General features: G+C 71.0%; 16 protein-coding genes. 12 read left to right on the plus strand and 4 right to left on the minus strand.

Annotation, left to right across the window (positions count from 1 at the left end):
• Positions 1-10 precede the first annotated feature (10 nt).
• The 3 genes from ACWIF2_RS16745 to ACWIF2_RS16755 are packed head-to-tail and all read right to left on the minus strand — an operon-like array spanning position 11 to position 3,331.
• The gene (locus ACWIF2_RS16745; RefSeq protein WP_454361136.1) at positions 11-1,516 is read right to left on the minus strand and encodes an acyl-CoA synthetase; all 1,506 of its coding nucleotides are present in this window, start codon (positions 1,514-1,516) and stop codon (positions 11-13) included.
• 10 nt (positions 1,517-1,526) lie between these two features.
• Complete coding sequence (locus ACWIF2_RS16750) at positions 1,527-2,402, minus strand: amidohydrolase family protein (protein ID WP_454361160.1); 876 nt, start codon at positions 2,400-2,402, stop codon at positions 1,527-1,529.
• Positions 2,403-2,413: 11 nt separating this feature from the next.
• Positions 2,414-3,331, minus strand: coding sequence for an SDR family NAD(P)-dependent oxidoreductase (locus ACWIF2_RS16755; protein WP_454361137.1), 918 nt, complete (start codon positions 3,329-3,331; stop codon positions 2,414-2,416).
• A 196-nt stretch (positions 3,332-3,527) separates the two neighbouring features.
• On the opposite strand from ACWIF2_RS16755, the gene ACWIF2_RS16760 reads away from it, so the two are divergent.
• The 5 genes from ACWIF2_RS16760 to ACWIF2_RS16780 all read left to right on the plus strand — a co-directional run bounded on the left by ACWIF2_RS16760 (position 3,528) and on the right by ACWIF2_RS16780 (position 9,234).
• Positions 3,528-3,953: a MarR family winged helix-turn-helix transcriptional regulator gene (locus tag ACWIF2_RS16760; protein ID WP_454361138.1), complete on the plus strand. Its 426-nt coding sequence runs from the start codon at positions 3,528-3,530 to the stop codon at positions 3,951-3,953.
• A 137-nt stretch (positions 3,954-4,090) separates the two neighbouring features.
• Entirely contained in the window at positions 4,091-5,380 is a 1,290-nt protein-coding gene (locus ACWIF2_RS16765; protein WP_454361139.1) for an MFS transporter, read from the plus strand.
• Positions 5,377-6,747, plus strand: coding sequence for an alpha/beta hydrolase family protein (locus ACWIF2_RS16770; protein ID WP_454361140.1), 1,371 nt, complete (start codon positions 5,377-5,379; stop codon positions 6,745-6,747). Before ACWIF2_RS16765 ends, ACWIF2_RS16770 begins: the two co-directional genes overlap by 4 nt.
• Complete coding sequence (locus ACWIF2_RS16775; RefSeq protein WP_454361141.1) at positions 6,744-7,535, plus strand: IclR family transcriptional regulator; 792 nt, start codon at positions 6,744-6,746, stop codon at positions 7,533-7,535. Before ACWIF2_RS16770 ends, ACWIF2_RS16775 begins: the two co-directional genes overlap by 4 nt.
• Before the next feature lie 304 nt (positions 7,536-7,839).
• Positions 7,840-9,234: a glycoside hydrolase family 16 protein gene (locus ACWIF2_RS16780; protein WP_454361142.1), complete on the plus strand. Its 1,395-nt coding sequence runs from the start codon at positions 7,840-7,842 to the stop codon at positions 9,232-9,234.
• Between the two features lie 51 nt (positions 9,235-9,285).
• On the opposite strand, the gene ACWIF2_RS16785 is transcribed toward ACWIF2_RS16780, so the two are convergent.
• Positions 9,286-10,173, minus strand: coding sequence for a helix-turn-helix domain-containing protein (locus tag ACWIF2_RS16785; RefSeq protein ID WP_454361143.1), 888 nt, complete (start codon positions 10,171-10,173; stop codon positions 9,286-9,288).
• Between the two features lie 175 nt (positions 10,174-10,348).
• Between ACWIF2_RS16785 and tkt the strand changes: the two genes are divergently transcribed.
• From tkt to ACWIF2_RS16820, 7 genes are read left to right on the plus strand one after another with little or no spacing between them, the layout of a single operon-like run.
• Positions 10,349-12,433, plus strand: a complete 2,085-nt coding sequence (gene tkt, locus ACWIF2_RS16790; protein WP_454361144.1) for a transketolase — start codon at positions 10,349-10,351, stop codon at positions 12,431-12,433.
• A gap of 19 nt (positions 12,434-12,452) precedes the next feature.
• Complete coding sequence (gene tal, locus ACWIF2_RS16795; protein WP_454361145.1) at positions 12,453-13,598, plus strand: transaldolase; 1,146 nt, start codon at positions 12,453-12,455, stop codon at positions 13,596-13,598.
• Positions 13,595-15,271 carry a glucose-6-phosphate dehydrogenase gene (gene zwf / locus ACWIF2_RS16800; protein ID WP_454361146.1) on the plus strand — a complete coding sequence of 559 codons (1,677 nt, stop codon included), beginning with the start codon at positions 13,595-13,597 and terminating at the stop codon, positions 15,269-15,271. The genes tal and zwf overlap by 4 nt, the downstream gene beginning before the upstream one ends.
• Positions 15,268-16,203: a glucose-6-phosphate dehydrogenase assembly protein OpcA gene (opcA, locus tag ACWIF2_RS16805; protein WP_454361147.1), complete on the plus strand. Its 936-nt coding sequence runs from the start codon at positions 15,268-15,270 to the stop codon at positions 16,201-16,203. Before zwf ends, opcA begins: the two co-directional genes overlap by 4 nt.
• Entirely contained in the window at positions 16,196-17,860 is a 1,665-nt protein-coding gene (pgi, locus tag ACWIF2_RS16810; protein WP_454361148.1) for a glucose-6-phosphate isomerase, read from the plus strand. Before opcA ends, pgi begins: the two co-directional genes overlap by 8 nt.
• Position 17,861: 1 nt before the next feature.
• Positions 17,862-18,746 carry a phosphogluconate dehydrogenase (NAD(+)-dependent, decarboxylating) gene (gene gnd / locus ACWIF2_RS16815; protein ID WP_454361149.1) on the plus strand — a complete coding sequence of 295 codons (885 nt, stop codon included), beginning with the start codon at positions 17,862-17,864 and terminating at the stop codon, positions 18,744-18,746.
• A 4-nt stretch (positions 18,747-18,750) separates the two neighbouring features.
• Positions 18,751-19,338, plus strand: a complete 588-nt coding sequence (locus ACWIF2_RS16820) for a histidine phosphatase family protein (protein ID WP_454361150.1) — start codon at positions 18,751-18,753, stop codon at positions 19,336-19,338.
• Positions 19,339-19,455 lie beyond the last annotated feature (117 nt).

Genomic DNA, 19,455 nt, shown 5'->3' on the forward strand with positions numbered 1-19,455 from the left:
GCTTCCTTCGCTAGGAGTCGGTGCCGTAGCGCTTGCGCACGCGGGACTTGAGGAGTTTTCCGGAGGCGGTGCGCGGCAGTTCGTCCGCGACCACCACCGACTTCGGGATCTTGTACTTGGCGAGGCGTCCCGCGAGCGACGCGAGCACCTCGTCGGGATCGAGCGCGGTGCCCTCGCGGGGGACGACGACCGCGCGGGGCACCTCGCCCCACTTGTCGTCCGCGACGCCGATGACCGCGCATTCGACGATGTCCGGGTGGGCGAGGAGCTGGTCCTCGATCTCGGCGGGGTAGATGTTCTCCCCGCCGGAGATGATCATGTCCTTGATGCGGTCGACGATGTGGACGTAGCCGTCCTCGTCGACCTGGGCCGCGTCGCCGCTGCGGAACCAGCCGTCCACGAAGGACGCGGCCGTCTCCTCGGGCAGCCCCCAGTAGCCGGGCATGACGTGCGGTCCGCGCACCACGACCTCCCCGACCTCGCCGACGTCGACCGGCGCGAGGTCCGGCCGTACGACGCGTACGTCGCTGAAGAAGTGCGGTACGCCCGCCGAGCCCGCCTTGCCGACGGCGTGCTCGGCGTCGAGGAACAGCGTGCCGGGCGCGGCCTCGGTCATGCCGTAGCCCTGGAGGAAGGTGAGGCCGCGCTCCTGGTAGGCGGCGATCAGCGGGGTGGGGACGGGGGAGCCGCCGCAGGTCAGGATGCGCAGCGAGGAGAGGTCGGCCCCGGGCCAGCGCGGGTGCCTGGCCACCTGGTCGAACATCGTCGGCACGCCGAACATGAAGGTGATCCGGTGCCGCTCGATCAGATCGAAGGTGGCGTTCGGGTCGAAGGCCTCGACCAGGACACAGGCGCCGCCCTTCAGCAGGACCGGGAGCGTCAGCATGTTCAGGCCGGCGGTGTGGAACAACGGGGCGGAGACGAGGGCGCGTTCGTCGGCGATCAGGTCGGTGTCGACGAGGACGTTGACCGCGTTCCAGGTGAGATTGCCATGGGTGAGCATGGCGCCCTTGGGGCGGCCGGTCGTGCCCGAGGTGTACATGATGATGCAGGTGTCCTCGGCGCCGACCGGTTCGTCGACCGGATCCCCGGACGCCTCGGCGACGGCCCTCTCGTACTCCTCGCCGACCTCCAGGTAGACGCGTACGTCCGTGCTGCCGGGCAGTCCCGCGACCAGACCGGCGTGCGAGGGGCCGTAGACGAGGGCCTTGGCGCCGGAGTCGGCGAGCTGGTAGGCGATCTCGGGGCCGGCCAGACGGGTGTTGAGGGGGACGAAGACCGCACCGAGCGTGCCGGCGGCGAACAGGGTCTCCAGATAGGAGGGGTGGTTCGGGCCGAGGTAGGCGATCCGGTCGCCGCGCCGGATGCCCCTCTCGCGCAGGGCGTGGGCGAAGCGGGTGGTGCGGTCGTACAGGTCGGCGTAGGTACGGGTGGTGTCGCCGTGGATCAGGGCGGTGCGGTGCGGGGTCTTGCGGGCCCGGCGTGCGGGCCACGACCCCAGTCCCTCGTTGCGCATGTCACGCCCCTTACGGTTTCGTCAGCCCGAGCAGGCGGGCGGCGTTCTCCTTGAGGATCTTCGGCCGGACCTCTTCCTTGATCGTCAGCTTGCCGAAGTCGGCGAGCCAGCGGTCCGGGGTGAGGACGGGGAAGTCGGAGCCGAAGAGGACCTTGTCCTTCAGCAGGGTGTTCGCGTACTGCACGAGCTGCGGCGGGAAGTACTTCGGCGACCAGCCGGACAGGTCGATGTGCACACCCGGCTTGTGCGTGGCGACGGCCAGGGCCTCGTCCTGCCAGGGGAACGAGGGGTGCGCCAGGATGATCTTCAGATGCGGGAAGTCGGCGGCCACGTCGTCCACGTGGAGGGGGTTGGAGTACTTGAGGCGGATGCCGCCTCCGCCGGGTACTCCGGCGCCGATGCCCGTCTGGCCGGTGTGGAAGAGGGCGATGGTGCCCGTCTCCTCGATCACCTCGTACAGGTCGTACGCCACCGACCGGTCGTTGGGGAAGAAGCCCTGGATGCTGGGGTGGAACTTGAAGCCCTTCACCCCGCACTCCTCGACCAGGCGGCGGGCCTGCTTGACGCCCGCCTTCCCCCGGAAGGGGTCGATGGAGGCGAAGGGGATGAGGACGTCGGCGTTGGCGGCGGCCGCCTCGGCGACCTCCTCGTTGGGGACGGGCGGGGTGCCGGTGGCGGACTCGGCGTCGACCGTGAAGATCACGGCGGCCATCTTCCGCTCGCGGTAGTACGCGGCGGTCTCCTCCAGGGTCGGCTTCCGCTTGCCCTCGACCTTGAAGTAGGCGGAGGAGGCGTCGTGCAGGTCGTCGTCCAGGGAGGAGTGGCCCTTGGAGGACACCTCGGCATGGGTGTGGACGTCGATCGCGACGAGGTCGTCCGGGTTCATGGAGCGGTCCATCACGCCTCCGGGAACTTCGGCGCCGGGATGCCGACCGACTGGAGTTCGGCACCGACCGAGGTGGGCCAGGCGTCGGCCAGGGCGCCGGGGGTCCAGCCGCCGTCGGCGTACGCCGCCCTGATCTCCTGCGGATGCGACCAGAGTGCCACCTTGTCGCCGCCGATGCCGATGGCCTGGCCGGTGACGCCCCGGGCGGCCTCGGAGGCGAGGAAGGGGACCAGGGCCGCGCAGTCCTCCGGGGTGCCGAAGCCCTCGCCCTTGCGCAGGAAGTCCGGCAGCGGCTCGCCGCCGCGCATGGCCTCGATGTACGGGGCGAAGGCCGGGATCGTCTCGGTCATGGCGGTCGCGGCGACCGGCACGATCGCGTTGACGGTGATGTTCGCGCGGCCAAGCTCCATGGACCAGGTGCGGGCCATGGCGGCGATGCCGGCCTTGGCGGCGGCGTAGTTCGTCTGGCCGAAGTTGCCGCGCTGCCCGGCCGGGGAGCCGACCAGGATCAGCGAGCCGCCCTCGCCCTGCTCGCGCATCCGGACGGCGGCGGCGCGGGCGCAGGTGAAGGTGCCCTTGAGGTGGGTGGTGACCACCGCGTCGAAGTCCTCATCGGTCATCTTCCACAGCACCTTGTCGCGCAGGATGCCCGCGTTGGTGACGAGGACATCCAGCCGGCCGAACTCCTCGACCGCGCGGTTCACCAGCCGCTCCGCGGCCTCGGAGGTGCCGACCGGGACGACCTCGGCGACGGCCCGGCCGCCCGCTTCCGCGATGGACTTCACGGCGGCCTCGGCCACGGCCTCGTCCACGTCGTTGACCACCACGGACGCGCCGTGGGCGGCCAGGGCATGGGCGTAGGCGAGGCCGAGGCCCCGGCCGCTTCCGGTGACGACGGCGACCTTGCCGGAGAGATCGATGCTGGGCACGGGTGGGTCCCTTCACGAGCTGATGCGGGTGGTGCGGCTTCGAGATCGAAGCTAAGAGCAATAATTGTTGACGTCAATAGTTGTTGATGACCCACGGGTGCGAGATGCTGGAATCCCAGGAAGTACCGAGCACAGGGAGCCCGTCATCGCACGCCAGAACGTCACCCCGAAGCCCATCGACGCGCACGAGCCGTGGATGCGCGGGCTGCACGCCGACACGGGCTATCTGCTGTACCGCCTGGGCCTGCGCTCGGGGCAGCTCTTCAACGCCTGCCTCCAGGAGTCGGGCGTGCGGCTGCGCCACTACGCGGTGCTGCGCTTCCTCGCCACCACCGAGGGCGCCCTCCAGCGCGAGCTGAGCACCCGGCTCGGTTACGACCCGAGCGCGATCGTCGGCCTGGTCGACGACCTGGAGAAGCAGGGCTTCGCCGAGCGCCGCCCCTCCCCCGACGACCGCCGCAGCCGGATCGTCGTGCTGACCGAGAGCGGCCGCGCGTTCCTGCGCGACACCGACGAGGCCGGGCTGAGAGTGACGAACGAACTGCTGGGCCCGCTGGAGGAGGCCGAGCGGGAGACGCTGCACGCGCTGCTGCTGCGGATCGCGGAGGACGGCCTGAACTGATGTTGTGCAAATGATTGACTGCTGCACGATGGATGCATAACTTCACGGGCTATCCGAGACCCGTCCCCAGGGAGCTCCCCGTGCAGCCATCCCCCTCAGCCGCCCAACCCGCCCCGGATTCAAGGCAGTTGCGCCGCGTGGCCATCTCCGGCCTGCTCGGCACGACCGTCGAGTTCTACGACTTCCTCGTCTACGGCACGGTCGCCGCGCTGGTCTTCGGCGACCTGTTCTTCCCTCAGGCGGACCCGGCCGTCGGCACCATCGCGGCGTTCGGGACCTTCGCCGCGGGCTATCTCGCCCGCCCGCTCGGCGGCATCGTCTTCGGCCACTTCGGCGACCGGATCGGACGCAAGTCGATGATGCTGCTGACCATGGTCCTGATGGGCCTGGGCAGCTTCCTCATCGGCCTGCTGCCCACCTACGACGCGATCGGCGTCTGGGCCCCGATCCTGCTCGTCGCGCTGCGCGTCGTGCAGGGCATCGCGATCGGCGGCGAGTGGGGCGGCGCGATGCTGATGGTCGTCGAGCACGCCGAGCGCACGCAGGGCTCCCGGCGCGGCCTGTGGTCCAGCTTCACCCAGCTCGGTGCCCCGCTCGGTTCGGTGCTGTCGGCCGGTGTGGTCACCCTCGTCGCCGGGCTGCCCGACGACGACTTCCGCTCCTGGGGCTGGCGGGTGCCGTTCCTGCTGAGCATCGTGCTGCTGGCCGTCGGCCTGTTCGTGCGCCTCAAGGTCGCCGAGAGCCCGCTGTTCGCGCAGGCCAGGCGGGAGCCGGTGGACAAGCCGCCGATCGTGGAGGTGCTGCGCCGCCCGAAGCCCGTGCTGCTCGCCGCGTGCGTCGGCATCGGGGCGTTCACCACCCAGTCGCTGCTGACGAGCTTCATGATCTCCTACGCCGTCGACGAGGGGTACACCCGGCCGCAGGTGCTGACCGCGGTGACCGTCGCCTCCTGTGTGGCCCTCGCCGTCCTGCCCGCCGCGTCCGCGCTGTCGGACCGGGTCGGCCGCCGGCCCGTGGTGCTCGCCGGTGCCATCGCCTCGGCCGCGCTCGCCTTCCCCGTGCTGGCCCTGGTCGACTCGGGCTCCCCCGGCCTGCTCGTCCTCGCGCTCGCGCTCGGCCACGGTGTCGCCCAGTCCACGATGTACGGGCCGCTCGGGGCCCTGCTCACCGAGATGTTCGGCACCCGCGTCCGCTACACCGGCGCCTCCCTCGGATACCAGGCGGCCACCCTGGTCGGCGCCGGATTCTCCCCGCTGATCGCCGGCAGCCTCCTCGCCTCCTACGGGGGCGGCAGCACGCCCGTCTCGCTGCTGCTGTGCGTCGGCGCCGCCATCACCGCCGTCACCGTGTGGCGGCTGCGCGAGACACACGCGGACGCCCTGGACTCCCCCGCCGCCACCCCCACTCTGGAAGGAACCCCGCGTTGAGGATCCGCCTCGCTTTGCTGACCACCTGCCTGTCCCTGGCAACGGCCCTGCCCGCGCAGGCCGCCGACGCCGGCGACAGCCATCTGGAGGGCAAGCTCCCCTCCGGCGCCGCGTACGTGATGGACGTACCCGCGTCCTGGAACGGCACGGTGCTGCTGTACAGCCACGGCTACAGCCCGGCCGGGGCCCCCAACCCGGCCCAGAACACGCCGGGTTCGGCGGCCCGGGACAAGCTGCTGGCCGAGGGCTACGCCCTGATCGGCTCCTCGTACGCGACCAACGGCTGGGCCATCACCGAGGCGGTCCCCGACCAGCTCGCCACGCTGGACCTGTTCACCGAGAAGTTCGGGGCGGCCCGGCGGACTCTGGCCTGGGGCACCTCTTACGGCGGCTTCGTCACCACCACGCTTGCCGAGCGGCACGCCGACCGCTTCGACGGTTCGCTGTCGATGTGCGGGCTGGTGCAGGGCGGCGTCGCCAACTGGAACAGCACCCTGGACCCGGTGTTCGCACTGCGCACCCTGCTCGCCCCGGGCTCCGGCATCCGGCTGGCGGGATTCGCCGACCAGGCGGAGGCGGTCGCCGCCGGGAAGTCGCTCACCACGAAGGTCGACGCCGCCCAGCAGACCCCCGAGGGCCGGGCCCGGATCGCCCTCGCGGCGGCTCTGCACAACATCCCCGGCTACAACGACGCCTCGCAGCAGAAGCCGGGCCCCACCGACTGGGGCACCCAGCAGTCCAACCAGTTCACCGCCGTCCGGGGACTCCTCCAGATGCCCGCCTTCAGCTGGCGGCAGGAGGCCGAGAGCCGGGCGGGCGGCAACCCGTCCGGGAACACCGGCGTCGACTACACCGCCATGCTCGCCCGGTCCCCGCTGTACAAAGAGGTGACCGAGCTCTACAAGGAGGCGGGACTGTCCTTGCGCACCGACCTCTCGGCCCTCGGCCGGGCACCCCGGATCTCCGCCGACCCCTCCGCCGTGGGGTGGATGCGAAACACCAGCGTGCTCTCCGGCCGGCTCACCGACCCCCAGCTCAACATCCACACGACGGGTGACGCGCTGATCCCGGTGCAGGCCGAGAGCGCCTATCGGCGGGCGGCCACGGCCGGCGGATCCGCGGGGCTGCTGCGCCAGGCGTACGTCGACGGCCCCGGCCACTGCACCTTCACCCCCGGCGAGACGCTGGCCGCCCTGGACGCCCTGGAGGACCGCCTGGACACGGGCCGCTGGGACGTGTCGCCCGGCGCGCTCAACTCCCGTGCGGGGCAGGAGGACCCGACGACCGCGGCCCGCTATGTTCCCTACCACCCGACCGCCTACCCCCGCCCCCACGACCTCGCCCACCCGGGAGACAACCGGCCATGACCGGCCCCACCGCGCCCGACCGGCTGCTGTCCGTGCTCGCGGCCTTCGACCACGAGCACCCGGCGCTGTCCCTGACGGACATCAGCCGGCGGGCCGGGCTGACCCTGACCACCACCCACCGGCTGGTGGGCGCGCTCACCGAGTGGGGCGCCCTGGAGCGGGACGAGTCCGGCGTTTACCACGTCGGGCTCCGGCTGTGGGAGCTCGCCGCGCTGGCGCCGCGCGGCCTCGCCCTGCGGCAAATCGCGCTGCCGTACCTGGAGGATCTGTACGAGGCCACGCACGAGAACGTGCAACTGGCCGTGCGGGACGGGTCCGACGTCGTCTACATCGAGTGGCTCTCGGGCCGCTCGGCCGTCGGCGTGCACATACGCGTCGGCGCCCGCTGGCCGCTGCACGCCACCGGCGTCGGGCTCGCCCTGCTGGCCCACGGCGCCCCGGAGCTGCAGAAGGAGTACTGCGCGGGCGAACTCGCGTCCTTCACGCCGTACACGATCACCGAACCGGCGCGGCTGCGGCGGGAACTGGCCGAAGTGCGCCGCACCGGCGTCGCGGTGAGTGACCGTCAGGTCACGGAGGACGCCCTGTCGGTGGCGGCGCCGATCCGGGCGGCGGACGGCACGGTGACCGCCGCCGTGTCCATCGTGGTGCCCCATGCCGACGCCCAGGTGCCCGTGCTGGCCCCCGCGGTGCGGGTGGCGGCGCGGGGGATCTCACGGGCCCTGGGGTGGCAGCCGGAGCGGGCCCGGGGTGGACTCGGCGGTTTCCCAGCAGCGGCTTGCCCGTGAAGCGGTCGCCGAGGTAGGTGTTCCGCTGGGTGGGGACCCGGGCGGCGCAGCATGTCTACTGGCCGACTCCGATCAAGCTTGCGTTCGCCAGGCATCTGACCTTCCACAAGAACCACTTCTGCTTCGAGCGCCGGTGGTACGGCCTCTACGATCCGGCTTTCGCCTGACGCCCCCGTTCAAGCTGTGCACTCATCGACCGGCCCGTACTTTTCCCGGCTTTACCTCTTGACGACCCGGGGGACGTGGAGCACATTGGCGGCACTTTGAGAGCGCTCTCACCCCTCCACTCGAGAGGCATCCCCCCATGAGCGATACCTCCCGCGCCTCGCACAGACGCCGCCCGCTGCGGCGGGCGTTCGTCGCCGTCGTCAGCACACTCGGTCTGGCGGCAGCCGCCACGACGGCCGCCACGCCCGCCGCGAACGCCTCCGCTCCGCCGCCCCCGTCGGGCTGGACGCAGCTGTTCGTGGACGACTTCAACGGCGCCGCCGGCAGCGGCGTCAACACGTCCAACTGGCAGTACGCCACCGGCAAGGGCTACCCGGGCGGTCCGGCCAACTGGGGCACGGGCGAGATCGAGACGATGACGAGCAGTGCGGACAACGTCTCGCTCGACGGCAGCGGCAACCTCCGCATCACCCCCCGGCGGGACGCCGCGGGGAACTGGACCTCCGGCCGCATCGAGACCAACCGCACCGACTTCCAGCCCCCGGCCGGCGGCACACTCCGTGTCGAGTCGCGTATCCAGGTGCCGAACGTCACCGGGGCCGCGGCGAAGGGCTACTGGCCCGCCTTCTGGATGCTGGGCGCCCCGTACCGCGGCAACTACTGGAACTGGCCGGCCGTCGGCGAGCTGGACATCATGGAGAACACCCAGGGCATGAACACGGTGTTCGCGACCATGCACTGCGGCACCTCGCCGGGCGGCCCCTGCAACGAGACCAGCGGTATCGGCAGTTCGACCACCTGCCAGGGCACCAGCTGCCAGGCGGGCTTCCACACCTACCGGATGGAGTGGGACCGCTCGACCAGCGTCGAGGAGATCCGCTTCTACCTCGACGGCACCAACTTCCACACCGTGCGCGCCAACCAGGTCGATGCGACGACCTGGCGGAACGCCACCGACCACGGTTTCTTCGTCATCCTGAACGTCGCGATGGGCGGCGGCTTCCCGGACGCGTTCGGCGGCGGCCCGGACTCCGGGACACAGCCGGGCCACGCCATGGTCGTCGACTACGTCCAGGTGCTGTCGTCGGGCGGGGGCACCACTCCCCCGCCGACCGGCAACCGCGACGCCTACTCCGCCATCCAGGCCGAGTCCTACGACGGCCAGTCCGGGGTGAGCACCGAGACGACGACCGACTCCGGCGGCGGCCAGAACGTCGGCTCGCTGGCCAACGGCGACTGGCTGCACTTCAAGGGCGTGAACTTCGGCTCCACCGCTGCCCGGCAGTTCAGCGCCCGGGTCGCCAGCGGCGCGGCCGGCGGCGTCAGCGGACTGGTCGAGGTGCGGCTGGACAGCCGTGGCAACGCGCCCGTCGGGAGTTTCTCGGTGGGCGGCACCGGAGGCTGGCAGTCCTGGCGGACGATTCCGGCGAACATCAGCTCCGTGACGGGCACGCACGATGTGTATCTCACCTTCACCAGCGGTCAGCCACAGGACTTCGTGAACGTCAACTGGTTCACCTTCGGGCGCTGACGAATCTCGGCAGGGGGCTCCACGCGCGCGTGGGGCCCCTTTGCGCTGCCCTCAGCGCAGGTCCGCCCGGAACGCCGCCGGGGTCTGGTCCGTGTGCTGGTGGAAGAACTTGGAGAAGTTCGCGGCGTCGGGGAAGCCGACCGCCGCGCCGACCCGGCCGATCGGCAGGTCGGTGTGGGCGAGGAGCCGTTTGGCCTCCAGGACCACGCGCTTGTCGATGAAGGCCTTGGGGGTGTCACCGGTGGCGGCGCGGACCGCGCGGACCAGGGTGCGGCGGGAGTAGCCGAGGGCGTCGGCGTAGGCGCTGACACTGTGGTTGGTGGCGAAGTCCCGCTCCACGGCGTCCCGGAAGAGGGTGAAGGTGGAGTCCGACTGCCGGCGTACCGACTCCGCCGAACTCGCGGCGAGATGGGCGAGCCGCAGCAGAAACGCCGTCAGCGAGTGGCGCAGGACGGCGGTGTGCAGGCTGAGCGGCAGCGTGGCCGTGTCCTCGTACTCGCGCCGCAGGTGTTCGAGCGCGGCGCGCAGACCGGCGAGCTCGGCCGGGTCGGGACGCAGCAGCGGCGGCAGGTCGTAGCGGTACAGGCCGGTGGCCTCCACGGTCGCGCGGGGCAGGAAGCCCGGCTGCATGGTCAGCACCGTTCCGCGGTACTCGCTCGTCCGCGAGAAGCGGTGGACCTGCCCCGGGCGGATCCACAGCAGGTCCCCGGCCCCGGCCTCGTGCTCGGTGAAGTCGACCATGTGCCGGACCGGGCCCTCGGCGAACAGCATCACGACATGGAAGTCGATGCGGTGCACGCGCTCCAGCGGCGCGTCGGCGTGCCAGGTTCGGCCGGTGCCCATCGGGCCGACCTGCATGCCGACACCGCCGACGCTCAGCTCGACCGGAAAGGGGAACGTTCTGATCCCGTCGCCGCCTCGGATGGTTCCATCCGCCATGTCTGCCATATCCGCCATGTCCGCCTCGCGCCGACCCGTTCGCGCCCCGCGCCGCCTCCGGGTGTCCCACTTTCACCACACCCTGGCACACGGCGACCTTCCGTCGAAAAAGTCAGACTTTTAATTTTGAACACGTCAGACCAGCCACTTCGCTCCGATCGAGGACTTCTTGAAGATGAGCACGCAGACAGCGGACAGCGCGGACAGGTTCGAATGGACCCAACTCGACCGGCGTGCCGTCGACACCGCCCGTCTGCTGGCGGCGGACGCCGTGCAGCGGGTCGGCAACGGCCATCCCGGCACCGCGATGAGCCTGGCACCGGCCGCCTACACGATCTTTCAGAAGGTGATGCGGCACGACCCCGCCGACCCCGAGTGGGCCGGCCGTGACCGCTTCGTCCTGTCCCCCGGCCACACCTCGCTGACCCTGTACACGCAGCTGTACCTCGCGGGCTACGAGCTGGACCTGGACGACCTGAAGGCCTTCCGCACGCACGGTTCGAAGACGCCCGGCCATCCCGAGTACGGGCACACCGCGGGCGTGGAGACCACCACGGGCCCGCTCGGCCAGGGCGTCGCGAACGCGGTCGGCATGGCGATGGCCGCCCGTTACGAGCGCGGCCTGTTCGACCCGGACGCACCCGAGGGCGAGTCCCCCTTCGACCACACGATCTGGGCGATCGTCTCCGACGGCGACCTCCAGGAGGGCGTCTCCGCCGAGGCCTCTTCCCTGGCCGGGCACCAGAAGCTCGGCAACCTGGTCTTCCTCTACGACGACAACCACATCTCCATCGAGGGCGACACCGCGACCGCCTTCTCCGAGGACGTGCTCAAGCGGTACGAGGCGTACGGCTGGGATGTGCGGCGGATCGAGCCGCGGGAGGACGGCGACGTCGACGTGCACGCGCTGTACGCGGCGCTGAGGGCGGCTCAGGCCGAGACCGGGCGGCCCTCGATCATCGCGATGCGCACGATCATCGCCTGGCCCGCCCCGAACGCCCGGAACACGGAGGCCTCGCACGGCTCGGCGCTCGGCGAGGACGAGGTCGCCGCCACCAAGCGCCTCCTCGGCTTCGACCCGGAGCAGACCTTCGAGGTCACCGACGAGGTGCTGGCCCACACCCGCGGGGCCCTCGACCGGGGCGCCGAGGCGCACACCGCCTGGGACAAGCGGATCGCCGCCTGGCGCGGTGACAACCCCGAGCGCGCCGTCACCTTCGACCGCGTCAGCAAGGGCGAGCTGCCCGAGGGCTGGGAGAACGCCCTGCCGGTGTTCGAGCCGGGCAAGGCGGTCGCCACCCGGGCCGCGTCCGGCAAGGTCCTCCAGTCGCTCGGCTCGGTCGTCCCGGAGCTGTGGGGCGGCTCGGCCGACCTGGCCGGCTCGAACAACACCACCATCGACAAGACGTCGTCGTTCCTCCCGAAGGGCAACCCGCTGCCCCAGGCCGACCCGTACGGCCGGACGATCCACTTCGGCATCCGTGAGTTCTCCATGGCAGCGGAGATGAACGGCATCGCGCTGCACGGCAACACCCGGATCTACGGCGGCACCTTCCTGGTCTTCTCCGACTACATGCGCAACGCCGTCCGGATGTCGGCCCTGATGCAGCTGCCGGTGACGTACGTGTGGACGCACGACTCCATCGGCCTGGGCGAGGACGGCCCGACCCACCAGCCGGTCGAGCATCTGGCCGCACTGCGGGCCATCCCGGGCCTGAACGTCGTACGCCCGGCCGACGCCAACGAGACCGCGACCGTCTGGGCCGAGATCCTCCGGCGGCACACCACCGACCCGGCCCCGCACGGCCTGGCGCTCACCCGCCAGGGCGTGCCGACGTACGAGCCGAACCCGGACGCGGCGCGCGGCGGCTACGTCCTGACCGACTCCTCGACCGAGGTACCGGACGTGGTGATCATCGCCACGGGCTCCGAGGTGCAGCTCGCCGTCGCCGCCCGCGAGGCCCTGGAGGCCGAGGGGGTCGGCACCCGGGTGGTGTCGATGCCGTCGGTGGAGTGGTTCGAGGAGCAGCCTCGCGAGTACCGCGAGCGGGTGCTGCCGCCGTCCGTGAGGGCCCGGGTCGCGGTCGAGGCCGGTATCGGTCTGACGTGGCACCGGTTCGTGGGGGGCGCGGGACGCATCGTCTCCCTGGAGCACTTCGGCGCCTCCGCCGACGCCAAGACCCTGTTCGCCGAGTTCGGCTTCACCCCCGAGAACGTCGCCGCCGCCGCTCGTGAGTCCCTTACCGCGGCCCGTGGCTGATCCGACCGCCCGAAAGAAGATGATCACTGTGACCGAAGCGACCGCGAGCGCGGGAGCACTCAAGCGCCTCTCCGACGAGGGCGTGTCGATCTGGCTCGACGACCTGTCGCGCCGGCGGATCGAGTCCGGCAACCTGGCCGAGCTCGTCGCCACGAGGAACGTCGTCGGCGTCACCACCAACCCGTCCATCTTCCAGGCCGCCATCGGCTCCGGCGAGGGCTACGAGGCGCAGCTCGCCGACCTGGCGGTGCGGGGCGTCACGGTCGACGAGGCCGTGCGGATGATGACCACCGCCGACGTCCGCGCCGCCGCCGACGTCCTGCGGCCGGTGTACGACGCCACCGGCGGCCGGGACGGCCGGGTCTCCATCGAGGTCGACCCGCGCCTCGCCCACGACACGACGGCGACCGTCGCCGAGGCCCGGCAGCTGGCCTGGCTGGTGGACCGCCCCAATGTGATGATCAAGATTCCGGCGACGAAGGCGGGCCTGCCGGCGATCACCGAGGTGATCGGCGCGGGCATCAGCGTGAACGTGACGCTGATCTTCTCTCTGGAGCGCTACCGCGAGGTCATGGACGCCTATGTCGCCGGCCTGGAGAAGGCCCAGGCGGCCGGTCGCGACCTGTCGGCCATCCACTCGGTGGCGTCCTTCTTCGTCTCGCGCGTCGACTCCGAGATCGACAAGCGGCTGACGCTGCTGGGCACGGACGAGGCCCTGGCGCTGAAGGGCAGGGCGGCCCTGGCCAACGCGCGGCTCGCCTACGAGGCGTACGAGCAGGTCTTCGCCGGGGCGCGCTGGCAGGCGCTGGGCGGGGCCCGTGCGAACCGGCAGCGCCCCCTTTGGGCCTCCACCGGTGTGAAGGACCCCGCATACAAGGACACCCTGTACGTGGACGAACTGGTCGCCCCCGGCACGGTCAACACCATGCCGGAGGCCACGCTGAACGCCGTCGCCGACCACGGCGACGTCCAGGGCGACACGGTCTCCGGCGGCTACGCCCAGGCCCGCGCCGACCTGGCGGCCGTCGAGCGGCTCGGCATCCCGTACGACGAGGTGGTGCGGCAACTGGAGAACGAGGGCGTGGCCAAGTTCGAGGTGGCCTGGCAGGACCTGCTGGACGCGGTCACCAAGTCCTTGAACGACAAGGGAGTTGACGCGGAATGAGCGAGGGCATCCCCCAGACGGCCGAACAGGAGACCAAGGGGACCAAGGAGGAGAAGGAGGCCGTGACGGCCCAGGAGGCGGCCGGGGTCGAGCAGACCGGCGTGGACGGCACGGCCGCGGCCGCCGTCCCGCCCACGGAGTACACCGAGGCCGACTTCGTCAACCCTCTGCGCGACGCGCGCGACCGCCGGCTGCCCAGGATCGCGGGCCCGTCCGGGCTCGTCATCTTCGGTGTGACCGGCGACCTGTCCCGCAAGAAGCTGATGCCGGCCGTGTACGACCTGGCCAACCGCGGTCTGCTGCCGCCCGGCTTCTCGCTGGTCGGCTTCGCCCGCCGGGACTGGGAGGACCAGGACTTCGCGCAGGTGGTGCACGACGCGGTCCGTGAGCACGCCCGGACCCCGTTCCGTGAGGAGGTCTGGCAGCAGCTCGCCGAGGGCATGCGGTTCATCCCGGGCGACTTCGACGACGACACGGCGTTCAAGCAGCTGCGCTCCGCCGTGGAGGAGCTGGACGCCTCCCGGGGCACCAGCGGCAACTACGCCTTCTACCTCTCGGTGCCGCCGAGGTTCTTCCCGAAGGTCGTCCAGCAGCTGAAGAAGCACAAGCTGGCCGACCCTCCCGAGGGCTCCTGGCGCCGCGCGGTCATCGAAAAGCCGTTCGGGCACGACCTGGAGTCGGCCGAGGAGCTCAACGCGATCGTGCACGACGTGTTCGACCCGGAGCAGGTCTTCCGGATCGACCACTACCTCGGCAAGGAGACCGTCCAGAACCTCCTGGCGCTGCGCTTCGCCAACCAGATGTTCGAACCGATCTGGAACCGGTCGTACGTCGACCATGTGCAGATCACCATGGCCGAGGACATCGGCATCGGCGGCCGCGCGGGGTACTACGACGGCATCGGCGCCGCCCGTGACGTCATCCAGAACCATCTGCTCCAGCTGATGGCGCTCACCGCGATGGAGGAGCCCGCCGCCTTCGACGCGGCGTCGCTGCTCACCGAGAAGCTGAAGGTGCTCCGGGCCGTGCAATTGCCCGAGGACCTGGGGCTGAACACCGTGCGCGGGCAGTACGCGGCGGCCTGGCAGGGCGGCGCGAAGGTCGGCGGCTATCTGGACGAGGACGGCATCGACGCCTCGTCGAAGACCGACACGTACGCCGCGATCAGGCTCCAGGTGGACAACCGCCGCTGGGCGGGCGTCCCGTTCTACCTGCGCACCGGCAAGCGGCTCGGCCGCCGGGTGACGGAGATCGCGGTCGTCTTTCAGCGGGCCCCGCACTCCCCCTTCGACTCCACCGCGACCGAGGAGCTGGGCTCCAACGCGATCGTCATCCGCGTCCAGCCGGACGAGGGCATGACGGTCCGGTTCGGCTCCAAGGTGCCGGGTACGTCGATGGAGATCCGGGACGTGACGATGGACTTCGCCTACGGCGAGTCGTTCACCGAATCGAGCCCGGAGGCGTACGAACGGCTGATCCTTGACGTCCTCCTGGGCGACGCCAACCTGTTCCCCCGTCACCAGGAAGTGGAAGAGTCCTGGAAGATCCTCGACCCGATCGAGCGGTACTGGGCCACGCACGGCAGGCCCGCGCAGTACGACTCGGGCAGCTGGGGACCCGCGGAAGCCGACGAGATGCTCGCACGAGACGGACGGAGCTGGCGCAGGCCATGAAGATCGACCTGACCGACACCACGGCAAGCAAGATCAACAAGGCGCTGGTGCAGGGGCGCCGGGCCATCGGCACTCCCGCCGTGGGCATGGTCCTGACGATGGTGATCGTCACGGACGAGGAGAACGCCTACGACGCGATCAAGGCCGCCGAGGAGGCCTCGCACGAGCACCCCTCGCGCACCCTGGTCGTCATCAAGCGGCACGCCCGTACCCCGCGCGACCGCACCCAGTCCCGGCTGGACGCCGAGGTCCGGGTGGGCGCCGACGCGGGCACCGGCGAGACGGTGGTGCTGCGGACCTACGGCGAGGTGTCCGACCACGCCGACTCGGTGGTGCTGCCGCTGCTGCTGCCGGACGCGCCGGTGGTGGTGTGGTGGCCGGTGGACGCCCCGGACGTGCCCTCCAAGGACCCGCTCGGGGCGCTGGCCCAGCGGCGGATCACCGACCTGTACGCCGTCGAGAACCCCTTGGAGACGCTCCAGACCCGGGTCCGCTCCTACGCGCCCGGCGACACCGACCTCGCCTGGACCCGGCTCACGCCCTGGCGTTCGATGCTGGCGGCGGCCCTGGACCAGGCCCGGGCGCGGATCGTCTCGGCGGCCGTGGAGGCCGAGGCCGAGAACCCGGCCGCCGAGCTGCTGGCCCGCTGGCTGGAGGCGCGGCTGCACGTCTCGGTCGACCGGGTGGTCACCGCCGGGCCGGTCGTCACGGCCGTACGCCTGGGCACGGAGAGCGGCGAGATCGTCATCGACCGCCCCGAGGGCCCGCTGGCCACGCTGACCCTGCCGGGCCAGCCGCCGCGCACCCTCGCGCTGAAGGTCCGTGCCACCTCCGAACTCATCGCCGAGGAGCTCAGGCGCCTCGACGCGGACGAGATGTACGCCATCGCCCTGAACGGCAAGGCAACCGAGGAGACCCCCGCTCATGTCTGACTCCCCCTCCGGCTCCCCCGAGCTCACCCGGCGGCCCGAGTGGACCGCCCTGGAGGACCACCGCACGGACGCCATGCCGCAGCCGGACCTGCGTGAGCTGTTCGCGACGGACCCGGGGCGCGCCGAGCGCTACGTCGTGCGCGTCGGCGACCTGCGCATCGACTACTCGAAGCACCTGGTCACCGACGAGACGCTGGCCCTGCTCCAGGAGCTGGCCACGGCCACCGACGTGTTCGGGCTGCGCGACGCGATGTTCCGCGGCGAGCGGATCAACGTCACCGAGAACCGGGCCGTGCTGCACACCGCGCTGCGGGCCCCGCGGGACGCGGTCATCGAGGTCGACGGTAAGAACGTCGTCCCCGGTGTGCACGCCGTGCTCGACAAGATGGCCGGCTTCGCCGACCGGGTCCGTTCCGGGGAGTGGACCGGGCACACCGGCAAGCGCATCCGCAACGTCGTCAACATCGGCATCGGCGGCTCCGACCTGGGCCCCGCGATGGCGTACGAGGCGCTGCGGCCGTACAGCGCGCGGGATCTGACGTTCCGCTTCGTGTCGAACGTGGACGGCGCCGACCTGCACGAGGCCGTACGCGACCTGGACCCGGCGGAGACGCTGTTCATCGTCGCGTCCAAGACCTTCACCACGATCGAGACGATCACGAACGCGACCTCGGCTCGCTCCTGGCTGCTGAACGGCCTCGGGGGCGATGAGAAGGCGGTCGCCAAGCACTTCGTGGCGCTGTCGACCAACGCCGAGAAGGTCGCCGATTTCGGCATCGATGTCGACAACATGTTCGAGTTCTGGGACTGGGTCGGCGGACGCTACTCGTACGACTCCGCGATCGGCCTGTCCCTGATGATCGCCATCGGCCCGGACGGCTTCCGCGAGATGCTCGACGGTTTCCGCATCGTCGACGAGCACTTCCGCAACGCCCCCGCCGAGGCCAACGCCCCGCTGCTGCTGGGCCTGCTCGGCATCTGGTACGGCAACTTCCTCGACGCCCAGTCGCACGCCGTCCTGCCCTACAGCCACTATCTGTCCAAGTTCACCGCCTACCTCCAGCAGCTCGACATGGAGTCCAACGGCAAGTCGGTGGACCGCGAGGGCCGTCCCGTCCAGTGGCAGACGGGACCGGTGGTGTGGGGCACGCCCGGCACCAACGGGCAGCACGCCTACTACCAGCTCATCCACCAGGGCACGAAGCTGATCCCGGCGGACTTCATCGGCTTCGCACGGCCGGTCGCCGAGCTGAGCGAGGAACTCAAGGCACAGCACGATCTGCTGATGGCCAACTTCTTCGCCCAGACGCAGGCGCTCGCCTTCGGCAAGACGCCGCAGGAGGTCCGGGCCGAGGGCGTGCCCGAGGAGCAGGTGCCGCACCGCACCTTCCGGGGCAACCACCCGACCACGACGATCCTGGCCACGGAGCTGACGCCGTCGGTCCTCGGCCAGCTGGTCGCCCTCTACGAGCACAAGGTGTTCGTGCAGGGCGCGGTGTGGAACATCGACTCCTTCGACCAGTGGGGCGTCGAGCTCGGCAAGGTCCTCGCCAAGCGCGTCGCGCCCGCCCTGACCGAGGGCGCGGATGTCCCCGGTCTCGACCCGTCCACGGCCGCGCTGGTGGCCGCCTACCGCAATCTTCGGGAAGTGAACTGACATGCAGATCGGTCTTGTGGGTCTCGGCAAGATGGGCGGCAACATGCGCGAACGCCTGCGCAACGCCGGCCACACCGTCATCGGCTACGACACCAACCCCGAGAAGTCCGACGTGGCCAGTCTGGCCGATCTCGTCAACCAGCTGGAGGCGCCGCGCACGGTCTGGGTCATGGTCCCGGCCGGCGACCCCACCCAGCACGTCATCGACCGTCTGGCGGACCTCCTCAAGCCCTACGACACGGTGGTCGACGGCGGCAACTCCCGCTGGACGGACGACGAGAAGCACGCCGAGGAGCTGAGCAAGCGCGGCATCGGCTTCGTCGACGCGGGCGTATCGGGCGGTGTGTGGGGCCTGAAGAACGGCTACGCCCTGATGGTCGGCGGCGAGAAGGAGTACGTCGACCGGTTGCAGCCGATCTTCGAGGCGCTCAAGCCGGAGGGCCCCTACGGCTACGTCCACGCGGGCAAGGTGGGCGCCGGGCACTTCGCGAAGATGGTCCACAACGGCATCGAGTACGCCATGATGCAGGCCTACGCCGAGGGCTGGGAGCTGCTGGAGGCCGTCGACTCGGTGGACAACGTCCGCGAGGTGTTCCGCTCCTGGCAGGACGGCACCGTCATCCGCTCCTGGCTGCTCGACCTCGCGGTCAACGCGCTCGACGAGGACGAGCACCTGGAGAACCTCCGGGGATTCGCCCAGGACTCCGGCGAGGGACGCTGGACCGTGGAGGCGGCGATCGACAACTCCGTCCCGCTGCCCGCGATCACCGCGTCCCTCTTCTCCCGGTTCGCCTCCCGCCAGGACGACTCGCCGCAGATGAAGATGATCGCGGCGCTGCGCAACCAGTTCGGCGGCCACGCCGTCGAGTCCGCGAAGAAGGCGTAGCACCGTGGGCGATCTGCTGCTGGTCCGTCACGGCGAGACGGAGTGGAGCCGGAGCGGACAGCACACCAGCTTCACCGACCTGCCCCTCACCCCGCGCGGTGAGGAACAGGCCAAGTCGCTGGTTCCGCTCCTGGCGGACCGCCCCTTCGCGCTGGTCCTCACGAGCCCCCTCACCCGCGCGGTGCGCACCGCCGAACTCGCGGGCCTGACGGGGGCCGTGCGGGACGCGGACCTGCACGAGTGGTACTACGGCGCCTACGAGGGCGTCACGAGCGACGAGATACACCGCACCCGGCCGGACTGGGACCTGTGGACCGACGGGGGCCCGCCCGGTGCCGACGGCAAGCCGGGCGAGTCCCCGGAAGAGGTCGGCGAGCGCGCCGACCGGGTGCTGTCCCGGGTGGCGGGGGCGCTGCCCGAGGGCGATGTGATGCTGGTGGCCCACGGCCACTTCCTCCGCGCCCTGACGGCCCGCCGCCTGGGCCTGTCCGCCGCCGAGGGCCGCCTGTTCCGCCTGGAGACGGGCACGGTCAGCCGGCTGTCGACCGAACACGGCCGACCGGTGATCGCGGAGTGGAACGCGAGGGCATAGGGCGAGGGCCTAACGCGCTTCGGCCGGGGGCGGGGGCTTCTGGTGGATCTCCGTGGAAGAAGGAGCGGCGTTCGGTGCGTGCTCTCGGTGTGCCGGACGGAAGGTCTCGTAGCGGAG

The sequence above is a fragment of the Streptomyces sp. NPDC055506 genome (assembly GCF_053643595.1).